This is a genomic window from Spirillospora sp. CA-142024 (assembly GCF_050942325.1).
Lineage (GTDB): Bacteria > Actinomycetota > Actinomycetes > Streptosporangiales > Streptosporangiaceae > Spirillospora.
On the sequence record NZ_CP192077.1, the window covers coordinates 4586317 to 4598264 of the forward strand.

Sequence of the window (11948 nt, forward strand, 5' to 3'; positions counted from 1 at the left end):
CGAAACTCCTCGATTCAGGGCAGGGGCCGGCGGGGGATTCAGCCGGGGGGTCAGGCGGCGTCGCGCAGGGACCGGCCGGTGACGGTGAGGAACACGTCGTCGAGGGTGGGGCGGGCCAGGCTCAGCGAGGCCAGTTCCACCCCGGCGCCGTCCAGCGCGCGGATCAGGCTCATCAGCGCCCTCTCGCCGTCCTCCACGGTGAGCCGGACGGTGCCGCCGGTGACGGTGGCCTCGCGGACGGCGGGATGCTCAGACAGCGCCTTGCGGGCGCCGTCGGAGCCGGACGGGTCGGCCAGCTCCAGCGTGACGACGTCGCCGGCGACACGGCGCCTGAGGTCGGCGGGCGTGCCCTCGGCCACGATCCGCCCCCGGTCGATGATCAGCAGCCGGTCGCACAGCGCGTCGGCCTCGTCCAGGTAATGCGTGGTGAGGAACACCGTCGTGCCGTCCCGGTCGCGCATGGAGCGGATGTGGTCCCACAGGTTGCCGCGGCTCTGCGGGTCCAGGCCGGTGGTCGGCTCGTCCAGGAACAGCAGCGGCGGGCGGTGCACCAGCCCGAGCGCGATGTCCAGCCGGCGCCGCTGCCCGCCCGACAGGGCCCCCGACGGACGCGACCCCAGGCCGCCGATGTCCAGGCGGGCGCACAGCGCGGCGATCCGCGCGCCGCGGTCGGTGACGCCGTAGAGGCGGGCCTGCAGGTCAAGCTCCTCGGCCGCCGGGACCGACGGGTCGGTGCCGCCGCCCTGCGCGACGTAGCCGATGCGGCGCCGCACGCCGGCCGGGTCGGCGCGCAGGTCGCATCCCGCGACCGTCGCGGTCCCGGCGGTCGGCGCCAGCAGCGTCGTCAGCATCCGCAGCGTCGTGGTCTTCCCGGCGCCGTTCGGCCCGAGGAACCCGACGATCTCGCCGGCCGCGACCGACAGGTCCACGCCGGCGACGGCCTCGACCGTCCCGTGCCCGCCGGTGAAGGTGCGGGCGAGCCCGCGCGCCTGGATCACGATGACCTCCTCAGAGAACGACGACGCCCGCTAGCGTAACCCCAATTTTAGAGTCACACCAAGTTTTCAGTGACTCTAACGAAGGTATATTCCGGGGCATGGGTGAAGAGCTCGTCCCGGACGCGCAGCCGGAACTCGGACTGCGGGAACGCAAGAAGCGCGAGACGCGCCGCCGCATCGCCGACATCGCCACCGGGCTGTTCATGACGCGCGGGTTCGACAACGTCACCATCGCCGACGTCGCCCGCACCGCCGACGTGTCGGTCAACACCGTCTTCAACTACTTCAAGACCAAGGAGGACCTGTTCTTCGACCGGCAGGACGAGATGATCGAAGCCGCCGCGCGCGACTTCCGCGGCCGCCGCCCCGGCGAGAGCGCCGCCGCCCTGTTCCGCCGCCGGTTCTTCGAGGGACTGGACGCCCGCGCCTACCAGACCGCCTTCCACGAGGGCTCGGAGGTCTGGACCGACACCGTCCGCAACAGCCCCGCCCTCACCGCCCGCGGGCGCGAGATGGTCCGCCTCGCCCAGGACCACCTCGCCGGGCTCCTCGCCGACGACACCGGCGCCGGCCCCGACGACATCGCCCCCCGCGCGGCCGCCGCGATGATCTTCGCCGTGCAGACCACGCTCGTCGAGCAGATCGCCGACCGCAAGAGCGCGGGGGAGACCCTGGAGGAGATGCGCGACGACGTCTACGCCGCCGCCGCCCGCGCCTTCGACCTCCTCGAACACGGCCTCGGCGGATACGCCGCCGCACCCCCCGCCGCGCCGCCGGCCGGAGGCGCGGCGGAAAGCGACACCGGGGAGCGCGCCACCGGAAAATGAGTGTCGGGCCCCTCCCGATCATTCCTACACTCCATGATTGCGGAGGCGAACAATCATGGACACCCCCACGCTCCTTGCCCACCTCGAGAACCACGACACCGCCCTCACCCTGCCCAGGGGATCCTCACTGCGCTGGGACGACGCGGACCTGCACCGCGCCGCCCACACCGACGACGCCGAGGGCTACGCGCTGCTCGGCCTCGCGCCCGGCGTGCGGCCCTGGCAGCGCGCCCGCGTGCTGCTGCAGATCCTCGCCGCCTCCCAGGCCGGCCTGGACGAGCCCGCCCGCGACGTGCAGGCCCGCGTCGCCCGCGTCCTGACCCTCGGCCTGCCGCCCGCCCATGTCATCACCGTCCTGCTCGCGCTGCGGCGGGAGCGCGCCAACCACAAGCACACCACCCGCACCGCGCTGCGGTTCGTCCTGGAGCACCCGGCCGCCGACGCGCTCATCGCCGCGCGCCGCCCCGCCCTGCTCGACTGCTTCGAGCACGCCCTCGGCACCGCCACCGCCCGCGGCTGCGCCCGCCGCATCGACGGAGGCGACACCGGATCGGACTACCTGCGGCGCCGCCTCCTGCGGTTCCTCACCGACCCCGCCGCCGCGGCCGACCGCGTCCAGGCCCTCTACCGGACCACGGGCACGGCAACGGACACCGCGCCGGAGGCGGGGATGCCGGACGATCCGGTGCTGCCCGTCGACACCGTCCGGGAACGCCCCGCCACCATCACCGCGACCAACCGCGGCGACATCGCCGCCACCCTCGTCCACCTGTACCGGGGCGGCCCCGCCGAGGACCTGTACGCCGCGCTCGGCCGCTACGTCGGCGCCGCCGCCGGCGCGTTCCCCCGCTTCACCGGGACGGTCGCGCTCGTGCTGGACGCCTCGGCGTCCATGCGCGGCTACGGCGACCGCGAATGGGCCGTGCTGTCCCAGGCCGCCGCGCTGCGGATGGTGCTGTCGCAGGTGTGCGACCGGCTGGAGGTCATCGAGGCCGGCGGCGACGAACGCGCCCCGCGCGGCGCCACCGACCTGGCCACCGGCGTCCTGGACGCGCTCGGCACCGACCCCGACCTGGTCGCCGTCGTCTCCGACGGCTACGAGAACGTCTTCCCCGGCGACCTGGCCCGCGTCGCGGCGAGCCTGCCGCGCGCCGGCATCACCACCCCCGTGGTGTTCTGCCACGCCCTGTTCACCGGCAGCGACGACCTGACGCTGCGGCGCCCCGCCCCGTCCCTGCCGCAGCGCGGATTCTGGCACCAGGACGACTTCGCCGAACTGCTGCCGTGGATGTTCGGGCACTGCGACGCCGGCGCGCCCTGGCTGCGCGCCGCCCTGCACGCCCGCCTGGACGTCCTGGACCGGCAGGCCGACGGCCTGGCCGCCCGCCTCGCCGCCTGAGAACCCGCCGAGAACCCCTGAGGACGCCGCCCGAGCCATTCCGGGCGGGCGCCGGACGGCACGTCCCGCCGGCGCCCGCCCGCACCAACGGAAAGGGAGCACCGCATGACCGAGATGACGGCGCTCGACACCCTCCTGCCCGGCCCGCTCAGCCTCGCCGGGCACCGCCTGGGCACCCCCCAGCAGGCCGGCGCGCTCACCATGGTGCCGATCTCCGGGCCCGCCCACCCCGGCTTCGTCCCGCCCCGCACCGGCCTCAAGCTGTCCAGGGTCGTCGGTTACGGGCAGGTCGAGCTCACCAACGGCGCCGGCTCCGGCGTCGCGATCGTCCCGCTGCACATCGGCTACATCCAGGACCGCGCCCAGAACCACGCCCTGTGCCGGTCGGCGTTCCTGGCCGCCGGGCAGACCCTGCGGTTCGACGACGCCTGCTGCGTCCAGGAGAGCCAGGGCGGCTACCTCACCGAACGCGACCAGTGGTTCTTCGTCCTGCCCGTCGAACTGCGCGCCCGCGCCCTGGAACTGCGCGGCGTCACCGGCTACAGCAAGCTGTGGGGCGACATCGCCGACCTCAACGCCCGCTACGGCCTGCCGCGGCGCGGCCACCTGGAGCAGATCCTGTCCCGCAAGCGGCCCGTGCTGACCCAGTTCCGGTCCCGGCTGGAACCGCAGCCCGGCCAGGTCGGCGCACTGTTCTTCGTCGCCGGCCGGTTCGCCGGCCTGGAGATCGCGCCCGACCCCGGCTACTTCGCCGAGATGTGGACCGCGCTGGTCTGCTTCGCCTACGGCGTCGCCGCCTGGCACACCGAATCCGCAACCGAATCCGCCACCGCCGAATCCAGCACTGCCGGGCCCGTGCCCTTCGAGGCGGACGGCCTCGCGGGGCTGCGCGGCGCCCTGGAACGCGACCGCTCCGCCCGCCTCGCCGAGATCGGCGGATGGCTCGCCGCCGCCCCCGCCGGACCCGTCGAACTGACCGAGGAGGACCGCTACCTGGACCTGCGGCTGTCCACCGTCACCGCCCCGCACCTGGCCGGGCAGATCGTCACCGACGGCGGCCGCACCGTCTACGCGTCCCTGTTCGCCCGCTGAACCCCCGGCTGGGGCCCCGCAAAAGGAAAAGGGGTTGCCCCGGGGGCGCGGCAGTCGGTTGAATCAGATCCGCGGGAACTGTGCCGGGCACGTCAGGCGGAACCCCGATTCCAAATCCGGGAAACGCGCGACGCTCGAGACGTCGTCAAGGCGATGATGAACCTGACGAGGCGCCGGCCGCCTGTCCCGCCCCGTCCAGGTAGGGCCCCAGGCCCGACCTGACCTGCGACGGCATCTCCTTCTTGGCCTTGGACGCCGGGTCGATGAACACGTGCCGCACCTCCCCGTCGGCGATGAGCCGCCCACCCACCCGGAACACCGGCCGCACGACCATGCTCGTCGTCCCCAGATGCGCCACCGGCATCGACACGTCCAGCAGCTCGTCGAACCGCGCGCCCTCCCGGTAGCGGATCCGCGCCTCCGCCACCACCAGGTCGTACCCCTGCTCCACCATGCCGGCCCAGTCACCGAACAGCGCCCGCCACATCTCCGTCAGCGCCACGTCATAGAAGAACAGGTAGTGGCCGTTGAACACCACGCCCTGCTGGTCGCACTCGCTGTACCGCACCCGCAGCCGATGCGTGAACACCTCACCCATACCGGGCATCCTGCCGCATCCGCAGGACGAGCCTGGTGGTGCGGGCCGCGTACGCGGCGGGGGCGTCGTCGAGCTAGTCGATCTGCGCGGCGCGCGCGACCGCCAGCCCGGCCGCGTCCAGGCCGATGCTCTTGGCGCCGCCGCCCAGCACCAGGAGTGTGCCGCCCTCCCGCTCCACCAGCGGCGGGACGACCGGCGCCACCACCGCCTCACCCGGCCCGGCCACCACCGGATCGGGCCGCTCGCGCCACCGCACGGCGCCGCGGCCGGTGTGACGAGCTCACGCATCCCCGCCCCGCCTCCCGGCCGCAGACCCGGACCGCACGTTCAGGTGCCCCCCAGGCGCGAGCGCGCCCCGGGCGGCGACGAGGCGGATCTTCGGCATGACACGCGCCTCCTCGACCATGCCTCCGGCCACGGGCTATAACGAGCGTCATAGCCGGCTTGGTATAACCGGTGCTTCTGGACTGGAGAACGATCATCTCTTGGACTTATCGGGCAGGAGGCGGCCACGATGGGAGGTGTCAGCGGCACAAGGAGGAGACCATGACCGAATACGCCAAGGCCATGCGGCCCGAGGACATCACCCGGCTGTTCGTCGAACGCTCCAACGCCGGCGACGCGGCAGGCGTCGCCGCCCTCTACGCGGAGGACGCGGTGATGGCCTACCCGCCCGGATCACAGACCGTGGGACGCGACGCGATCCGGGCGCTGTGGGAGAAGGTCCTGGCAAGCCGTCCCCGCTTCGAGCCCGAGGAGCCCCTGCCGACCCTGGTCAGCGGCGACCTCGCCCTCACCTCCACGCCGCCCAGGGACGGGGCGGGCGCCCGCGCGCAGGTCGTCCGCCGCCAGCCCGACGGCAGCTGGCTGCGCGTCCTCGACCAGCCCGAGTTCGTTCCGCCCTCCGGGGCCTAGGACCCCGCCCAGATCGGGTAGTCGACGTAGCCGCGCGCCCCGCCGCGGTAGTGGGTGCCCCGGTCGCCGCGCGCCGTCCCCTGGCCCAGCGCGAACCGGGCGACCAGGTCGGGATTGGCGACGAACGGCCGCGCGAACGACACCGCGTCCGCGACCCCCGCCTCGACGATCGCGTTCCCCGACTCCCGGCCGAACCCGTGATTGGCGATCAGGGCGCCGCCGAACAGCTTGCGGTAGCGGGCGAACGCGTCGAAGTCCGGGACGCCGCCCGGCACCGGCCCCCGCAGATGCAGATACGCGAGCGGGCGGCGGTCCAGCTCGGCCACCAGGCCGTCGAAGGCGGCGAGGGTCTCCTCGTCGGCGGTGTAGGGGTAGCCGTCGCCGCGCACCCCGGCGGAGGTGTCGCGGACGGTCCAGTACGGTGACAGCCGCACCCCGGTCCGGCGCCCGTCCCACGCCGCCGTCACCGCGTCCACGATCTCCAGCAGCAGGCGGCCGCGGTCGGTGCCGTAGCCGTCGGCGCGGCGGTTGAGGCGCGGGTTGAGGAACTGCGCGATCAGATACGTGCCGTTCGCGGCGATCTCCACACCGTCGAACCCGGCCCGGTGCGCCCGCTCGGACGCCGCACCGTAGTCGGCGACCGTCCGCCCGATCTCCGCGGCCGTCATCTCCCGCGGCGTGACGGTCGGTCGGGGTCCCGCCGCCGTCCAGCACACCTCGCCCGGATCCACCGCCGACGGCCCGGCGGGCAGCGCCCCGCCCAGGTGATCGGGATGGGAGCCGGCGCCCGTGTGCCACAACTGCAGCACCACGCGCCCGCCGAGGGCGTGCACGACGCCGGCGACGCGCCGCCACGCCGCCACCTGCCGCTCGCTGTAGATGCCGGGCACGCCGGGGAACCCGATCGCCCGCTCGCTCACCCACGCGCTCTCGGCGACGATCAGCCCGGCCGTGGCCCGCTGCCCGTAGTAGGCGGCGTGCAGGTCCGTCGGCACCAGCTCGGAATTGGTCGCCCGGGCCCGCGTCAACGGCGCCATCACCACCCGGTTGGGGAGCCGCAGGTCCCCGAGCGTCACCGGCCGCAGCAGCGGCTGCCCGCCCGGCTCGCTACCCTGGTCACATCGGATCATCGTCTTCCCGCCGTAGTCGTCTCTCGGATGCCACGAAGCAGACGGAACCCGGCGCGGAAAGGTGACCGATGGACGAGGAACTCGCCGAACGCTTCGAGGCGCACAGGGGCGCACTGCGCGCGGTCGCCTACCGGATGCTCGGCACACCCGGCGAAACCGACGACGCCGTCCAGGAGGCCTGGCTGCGCCTCTCCCGCACCGGCGCCGCCGGCATCGACGACCTCGAGGCGTGGCTGCGCACCGTCGTGGCCCGCATCTGCCTCGACATGCTCCGCTCCCGCACGTCCCGGCGCGAGGAACCCTACGGCTGGCACTCACCCGTCCAGGCACACGACGGCGACCCCGAACACGAGGCCGTCCTGATCGAGTCGGTCGGACGCGCCATGCTCGTCGTCCTGGACACCCTCGGCCCCGCCGAACGCGTCGCGTTCGTCCTGCACGACGTGTTCGCCGTCCCCTTCGACCAGATCGCCGCCATCGTCGGCCGCACCCCGTCGGCCGCCAAGAAACTCGCCAGCCGCGCCCGCCACCGCGTCCGCGGCGCCACCGCCCCCACCACCGAACTCGCCGAACAACGCCGCGTCGTCGAAGCGTTCCTCGCCGCCGCCCGCAGCGGCGACCTGAACGCCCTCCTCGGCGTCCTGGCACCCGACGTCGTCCGCCGCGCCGACCACGCCGCCCTCACCCCCGGCCGCCCCTCCGTCCTGCGCGGCGCCGGCACCGTCGCCCGCGAGATGCAGCTCTTCGGCAGCCGCGCCAGGTACGCCGGACCCGCCCTCGTCAACGGCACGGCCGGCGCCGTCGTCGCCCCCCACGGCCGCCTCCTGCTCGCCCTCGCCATCACCGTCCACGACGGCCGCGTCACCGAATACGAGATGATCGCCGACCCGTCCCGCCTCAAGGCCCTCGACCTCGCCGTCCCCTGACCGATTCCGACAAGACCTCACCGCAGCCCCCGCCTACGGTGGCCCCATGAGCACCGACCTGACCGAGCTGGCCAACGTGGGACCGGCCGTGGCCCGCTACTTCGAACGCATCGGCATCACCACCATCGCCCAGCTCCCCGGCCGGGACCCCGTCGAGCTGTACGAGCGCATGTCGGCCGCGTGCGGCCACCGCCTCGACCCCTGCCTGCTCGACACCGTCATGTCCGCCGTCGACCAGGCCGAAGGACGCCCCGCCCGCCCCTGGTGGCACTACACCCCCGACCGCAAACGCCTCCTCACCGACACCCGCGCCTGATCTCCCTGGTCGTGCACGCCGAAACCCGATGGTGGAAGACCGCGATGCGGCGGGAGACCACCTCAGTGGAAGATCTCGCGCCACTGCTCAGCTAGGCTGCCGAAGCCTTGGGGGAGAAGCGCCCCGCGGCCATGGTCCGGCGACCGGCCGGGGGGAAACACGCGGGCACCTACGTCCTGGAGACCTGCGCCGCCCGCCGTGTGGTCCTGCGCGTCCTGCCGCCCGGCGACGGCGCGGTTGGTCCATCGCCCACCTGCAGCTGTGGGATCTGTTCGCGATACGCAACTCCCACGCCACCGTCGAGTCCTGGCTGCCGAACTACCAAAGCCTCGGACGCGCCGACCTCACCACCCGCGGCCTGCGCGCCCGACACACGGCCTGGACCCAGCGCTGCCTGAGCCGCGCCTTGCCTGAGCGGTGACGCCAACGGGCAGCGCCGGTGTTCCCGGCACGCGTCGCCCTGCCAACTTTGGCGCTCACACGTGTCCGCCCAAGGGGGTGCGGTGTGCGTGGATCTTTCGGTGGCCGATCCGCCAGCCGTGCGGGGTTCGGATGACGGTGTCCTCGTAGGTCACGCTCCCGGCGGTGCCGTCGGCGTTGACGCCGATCCCCTTGGAGCGCGCGTGCACCCGGCCGTCGGCGGCCTCGGTGAGGACGACGTTGGTGACGTGATGGGCGACCGGGTTGAGCTCGCCGAGCGCACGCCCCGCGGCGGCGCACGCCGCGACGCCCAGCAAAGGCTCCTGCCCGAAGTCGGACACGTCGTAGACGACGTCGGGGGTGAACACCTCGTCCAGCCGGTCCAGTTCCCCGCTGTCGCACAGGTGTCCGTGCATGGAGATCAGCTCGGTGATCTCGGTGCGGTCGTCGGCGGTGAACGCCATCGCTCCTCCTCAGGGTTCGGCGCGGGCACTAAGCGGGGTACTCCCCGGTTAATGCCTCCGCTAGGCTAACCAGGGATGTCCCCGTTTAACAACCAGGAGCCGGGATGACAGCCGCCTCCGGCCGGCCGCGCCGCGCGGACGCCGAGCGCAACGCCCGCCTGCTGCTCACGGCCGCCCGGGAGCTCTTCGACGAGCAGGGCCCCGGCGCGCCCCTGGACGAGATCGCCCGGCGGGCGGGCGTCGGCAACGCGACCCTCTACCGGCACTATCCGACCCGGGGCGACCTGCTCGTCGCCGTCTACGCCGACGAGGTCGCCGCGCTCTGCGACCAGGGTGCCGCCCTGCCGGCCGAAACGGCGCCCGGCGAGGCGTTCTTCACCTGGCTGGACGCCTTCGCCGTCCACGTCGCGACCAGGCGGACGCTGGCCTTCGCCGGCACCGAGAGCGACGGCGATCGGCGCACCGAGCTGTTCGAGCGCTGGCATTCCGCGTTGACCTCGACCGCGGAGCGGCTGCTGGCACGGGCGCAGGACGCGGGCGCCGTCCGCGGGGACGTCACCGTGACCGAGGTGCTGGCGCTGGCCAACGCGGTCGCCGCCTCCGGCGCCGATCCCGCCCGGGTCCGCCGCCTGCTCTCGATCGTCCGCGACGGCCTCACCTGACCGGCGGGACGCCCCGCACAGCGGTGTCAGATGACTTCGAGGTTGGCCATCATTCCCATGTCCTCGTGCTCGGCGTTGTGGCAGTGGAAGAGATAGCGGCCCCGGTAGCCGTCGAAGCGGGTGATGATCTCCGCCGACTCGGCCGGGCGCAGCGAAATGGTGTCCTTGAGACCCGCGTCGTGGGGCAACGGCGGGCCGCCGCGGCGCGACAGCACCCGGAACCCGGCCAGATGCAGATGGACGGGGTGATGGACGTCGGCCACCAGCCGCCACACCTCGACATCGCCGAGCCGGACGGTCACGTCGGAGCGGGCGGGGTCGAACGGCAGACCGCCGATCAGCCATCCATGCCCGCCGCGCATCCGCCCCGCGCGGAAGGAGAACTCGCGCACCCTGACGGCGTCCGACCGCCGCCACTGCGGCAGATCGGCGGACAGGACGCGCGGGACGCGGCTGTCGTCGGCGGCGCGGCGCGCGACCCGGAAGGCCATCACGTCGCGGGTGCGCCCGGAGCCCAGCCGGTTGACCACCCGGACGCGGCCGCCGACCGGAACGGCCGAGAAGTCGATGATCACGTCGTAGCGTTCGGCCGGCGCGACGGGCAGGGACCGGTGCGTCACCGGCGCCGCGAGCAGGCCCTGGTCGGCGCCGATCTGGACGAGGTCCAGCCGGCGTCCGTCGTCGCCGACCGCTTCGAGGTCGTAGTGCCGGGCGTTCGAGGCGTTCAGGACGCGCAGCCGGTACCGGGCGGCGTCGACCTCGTGCATCGGCCACGGGGCGCCGTTGACCAGGATCACGTCACCGAGCACTCCGGCGAGATAGGGCTCGCGGACCCCCGGACGCTCCCGCAGGGACGGGTCGAGCGAGGGATAGGCCAGGCTCCCGTCGGCGGCGAACGCACGATCGGCGATCATGAGGGGGAGCTCGCGCGGCCCCGCGGGCAGGCCGAGGGCGTCCTCGGCGTCGTCGCGGACGATCTGCAGCCCGGCCAGGCCCCGCCAGATCGCCGGAGCGGTGAAGTCCATGCGGTGGTCGTGGTACCACAGCAGCGCCGGCCGCTGCTCCATCGGGAACGTGTACTCGTGCGTCAGCCTGGTCGGCGCCGCCCGCGGATCGCTCATGCCATGCGCAGAGCCATGCGCAGAGCCCTGCGCATGCCCGTGCCCGCCATGACCGCCGTGCCCTGAGCCGTGCCCTGAGCCGTGCCCTGAGCCGTGAGCGGTGCCGGGCCAGCCTTCGGGCAGGACGAGGTCGGTCGGGTACCCGTCGGAGGACGCCGGGGTCCGTCCGCCGTGCAGGTGGACGACGGTCGGCACGGGCAGGTCGTTGCGATGCCTCACGGTGATCGGCCTTCCGCGGCGCGCCTCGATCGTCGGCCCCGGGAAGGTGCCCTCATACGTCCACATCGGTGTCCTGACGCCGGGCAGGATCTCCAGCGTCGCCTCCCGCTGGGTGATCTCGTAACGGTCGGCGCCGCCCGAGGTTCCGGCCGGCGCCAGCACGCGGGGGACCGGCAACGGCACCTGGAAAGCCGGCGGCAGCGGTACCGCGCTGCGCAACTCGGCGCCCGTGACCGGCGGGCGGCGGGCCAGCGCGGCCGAGGCCGACAGCCCGGCGGCCGCCATCAGCCCGAACGCCCCGCCGATGCCCAGCACCTGACGCCTGCCCACTCCACGGGCTCCGCCGGGCCCGTCGCCGTCCTCACGCATCCTCGTCCCCTCGCTGCTCCGGCCCCTCCACTGGCTGCTCCTGCTCGCGCGCGGGCCGCGGCCGCACCCGGAGGGGCCCGCGCCACACGTCGATGAACAGCACGGCGACCGCGACGATGGTGATCACTCCCAGCGGGAAGTGCAGCCACAGCGCGCCGGCCATCCCGGCGAAGTACTGCACGGTCTCGGCCGTCACCACGGCCGCCGCCGCGAGGAAAGGCCAGGCCCGGCGCAGCCGCACCCAGATCACGATCGCCGCGATCAACTGCAGGTAGCCGATGGAGGTGACGGCGTTGGCGCCCGCCTCGTGCCAGCGAAGACCGTCGTAGTCGCCGCTCAAGTACACGCCCGCGAACACCGGCTGGCCGAAGATCGCGACCATGTGCGCGCTGACGACGGCCCGCAGGACCCACACGGTGGGCCTCGTCCGGCGCGCGGCATCGGACCGGCCCGGCATGGCCGCCCGGGACTTGCCCGCTGCGGTGAGCATGG

14 protein-coding genes are annotated in these 11948 nt (G+C 73.7%); 7 read left to right on the forward strand and 7 right to left on the reverse strand.

Features of this window, described 5'->3' with window-relative positions; genetic code table 11:
- Positions 1-50 precede the first annotated feature (50 nt).
- Positions 51-998 carry an ATP-binding cassette domain-containing protein gene (locus ACQPZP_RS22030; protein WP_433479479.1) on the reverse strand — a complete coding sequence of 316 codons (948 nt, stop codon included), beginning with the start codon at positions 996-998 and terminating at the stop codon, positions 51-53.
- A 98-nt stretch (positions 999-1096) separates the two neighbouring features.
- Between ACQPZP_RS22030 and ACQPZP_RS22035 the strand changes: the two genes are divergently transcribed.
- The 3 genes from ACQPZP_RS22035 (at position 1097) to ACQPZP_RS22045 (ending at position 4316) form a co-directional block, all read left to right on the forward strand.
- Positions 1097-1825: a TetR/AcrR family transcriptional regulator gene (locus ACQPZP_RS22035; protein WP_433479480.1), complete on the forward strand. Its 729-nt coding sequence runs from the start codon at positions 1097-1099 to the stop codon at positions 1823-1825.
- Positions 1826-1880: 55 nt separating this feature from the next.
- Positions 1881-3224 carry a hypothetical protein gene (locus tag ACQPZP_RS22040; RefSeq protein WP_433479481.1) on the forward strand — a complete coding sequence of 448 codons (1344 nt, stop codon included), beginning with the start codon at positions 1881-1883 and terminating at the stop codon, positions 3222-3224.
- Between the two features lie 105 nt (positions 3225-3329).
- Positions 3330-4316, forward strand: coding sequence for an ARPP-1 family domain-containing protein (locus ACQPZP_RS22045; RefSeq protein WP_433479482.1), 987 nt, complete (start codon positions 3330-3332; stop codon positions 4314-4316).
- Between the two features lie 145 nt (positions 4317-4461).
- Here ACQPZP_RS22045 and ACQPZP_RS22050 read toward each other — a convergent pair whose 3' ends face one another.
- Both ACQPZP_RS22050 and ACQPZP_RS22055 read right to left on the reverse strand, forming a co-directional pair.
- Positions 4462-4914 (reverse strand): acyl-CoA thioesterase, encoded by a 453-nt coding sequence (locus ACQPZP_RS22050; protein ID WP_433479483.1) that lies wholly within the window; start codon positions 4912-4914, stop codon positions 4462-4464.
- Positions 4915-4987: 73 nt separating this feature from the next.
- Positions 4988-5170, reverse strand: coding sequence for a hypothetical protein (locus ACQPZP_RS22055; protein ID WP_433479484.1), 183 nt, complete (start codon positions 5168-5170; stop codon positions 4988-4990).
- Positions 5171-5460: 290 nt separating this feature from the next.
- Here ACQPZP_RS22055 and ACQPZP_RS22060 point away from each other — a divergent pair, with 290 nt between their 5' ends.
- On the forward strand, positions 5461-5829 hold the full coding sequence (locus ACQPZP_RS22060) for a YybH family protein (protein WP_433479485.1): 369 nt from the start codon (positions 5461-5463) through the stop codon (positions 5827-5829).
- On the opposite strand, the gene ACQPZP_RS22065 is transcribed toward ACQPZP_RS22060, so the two are convergent.
- On the reverse strand, positions 5826-6959 hold the full coding sequence (locus ACQPZP_RS22065) for an alkene reductase (protein WP_433479486.1): 1134 nt from the start codon (positions 6957-6959) through the stop codon (positions 5826-5828). The genes ACQPZP_RS22060 and ACQPZP_RS22065 overlap by 4 nt on opposite strands.
- A 68-nt stretch (positions 6960-7027) precedes the next feature.
- Between ACQPZP_RS22065 and ACQPZP_RS22070 the strand changes: the two genes are divergently transcribed.
- Positions 7028-7885, forward strand: coding sequence for a sigma-70 family RNA polymerase sigma factor (locus ACQPZP_RS22070; RefSeq protein WP_433479487.1), 858 nt, complete (start codon positions 7028-7030; stop codon positions 7883-7885).
- 46 nt (positions 7886-7931) lie between these two features.
- On the forward strand, positions 7932-8201 hold the full coding sequence (locus ACQPZP_RS22075) for a helix-hairpin-helix domain-containing protein (RefSeq protein WP_433479488.1): 270 nt from the start codon (positions 7932-7934) through the stop codon (positions 8199-8201).
- A gap of 476 nt (positions 8202-8677) precedes the next feature.
- On the opposite strand, the gene ACQPZP_RS22080 is transcribed toward ACQPZP_RS22075, so the two are convergent.
- Complete coding sequence (locus ACQPZP_RS22080) at positions 8678-9085, reverse strand: nuclear transport factor 2 family protein (protein WP_433479489.1); 408 nt, start codon at positions 9083-9085, stop codon at positions 8678-8680.
- A gap of 104 nt (positions 9086-9189) precedes the next feature.
- On the opposite strand from ACQPZP_RS22080, the gene ACQPZP_RS22085 reads away from it, so the two are divergent.
- Positions 9190-9747, forward strand: coding sequence for a TetR/AcrR family transcriptional regulator (locus tag ACQPZP_RS22085; RefSeq protein WP_433479490.1), 558 nt, complete (start codon positions 9190-9192; stop codon positions 9745-9747).
- A 26-nt stretch (positions 9748-9773) separates the two neighbouring features.
- Here the strand turns inward: ACQPZP_RS22085 and ACQPZP_RS22090 are convergent, their stop codons facing one another.
- Entirely contained in the window at positions 9774-11456 is a 1683-nt protein-coding gene (locus tag ACQPZP_RS22090) for a multicopper oxidase family protein (protein WP_433479491.1), read from the reverse strand.
- The gene (locus ACQPZP_RS22095) at positions 11449-11946 is read right to left on the reverse strand and encodes a hypothetical protein (protein ID WP_433479492.1); all 498 of its coding nucleotides are present in this window, start codon (positions 11944-11946) and stop codon (positions 11449-11451) included. The genes ACQPZP_RS22090 and ACQPZP_RS22095 overlap by 8 nt, the downstream gene beginning before the upstream one ends.
- Positions 11947-11948 lie beyond the last annotated feature (2 nt).

Coding starts and splice junctions, on each gene's coding strand:
- ACQPZP_RS22060 (WP_433479485.1), top strand. CDS start 5,461: ATGACCGAATACGCCAAGGCCATGCGGCCCGAGGACATCACCCGGCTG.
- ACQPZP_RS22090 (WP_433479491.1), bottom strand. CDS start 11,456: ATGCGTGAGGACGGCGACGGGCCCGGCGGAGCCCGTGGAGTGGGCAGG.
- ACQPZP_RS22075 (WP_433479488.1), top strand. CDS start 7,932: ATGAGCACCGACCTGACCGAGCTGGCCAACGTGGGACCGGCCGTGGCC.
- ACQPZP_RS22040 (WP_433479481.1), top strand. CDS start 1,881: ATGGACACCCCCACGCTCCTTGCCCACCTCGAGAACCACGACACCGCC.
- ACQPZP_RS22070 (WP_433479487.1), top strand. CDS start 7,028: ATGGACGAGGAACTCGCCGAACGCTTCGAGGCGCACAGGGGCGCACTG.
- ACQPZP_RS22050 (WP_433479483.1), bottom strand. CDS start 4,914: ATGGGTGAGGTGTTCACGCATCGGCTGCGGGTGCGGTACAGCGAGTGC.
- ACQPZP_RS22035 (WP_433479480.1), top strand. CDS start 1,097: ATGGGTGAAGAGCTCGTCCCGGACGCGCAGCCGGAACTCGGACTGCGG.
- ACQPZP_RS22080 (WP_433479489.1), bottom strand. CDS start 9,085: ATGGCGTTCACCGCCGACGACCGCACCGAGATCACCGAGCTGATCTCC.
- ACQPZP_RS22085 (WP_433479490.1), top strand. CDS start 9,190: ATGACAGCCGCCTCCGGCCGGCCGCGCCGCGCGGACGCCGAGCGCAAC.
- ACQPZP_RS22095 (WP_433479492.1), bottom strand. CDS start 11,946: ATGCTCACCGCAGCGGGCAAGTCCCGGGCGGCCATGCCGGGCCGGTCC.
- ACQPZP_RS22065 (WP_433479486.1), bottom strand. CDS start 6,959: ATGATCCGATGTGACCAGGGTAGCGAGCCGGGCGGGCAGCCGCTGCTG.
- ACQPZP_RS22045 (WP_433479482.1), top strand. CDS start 3,330: ATGACCGAGATGACGGCGCTCGACACCCTCCTGCCCGGCCCGCTCAGC.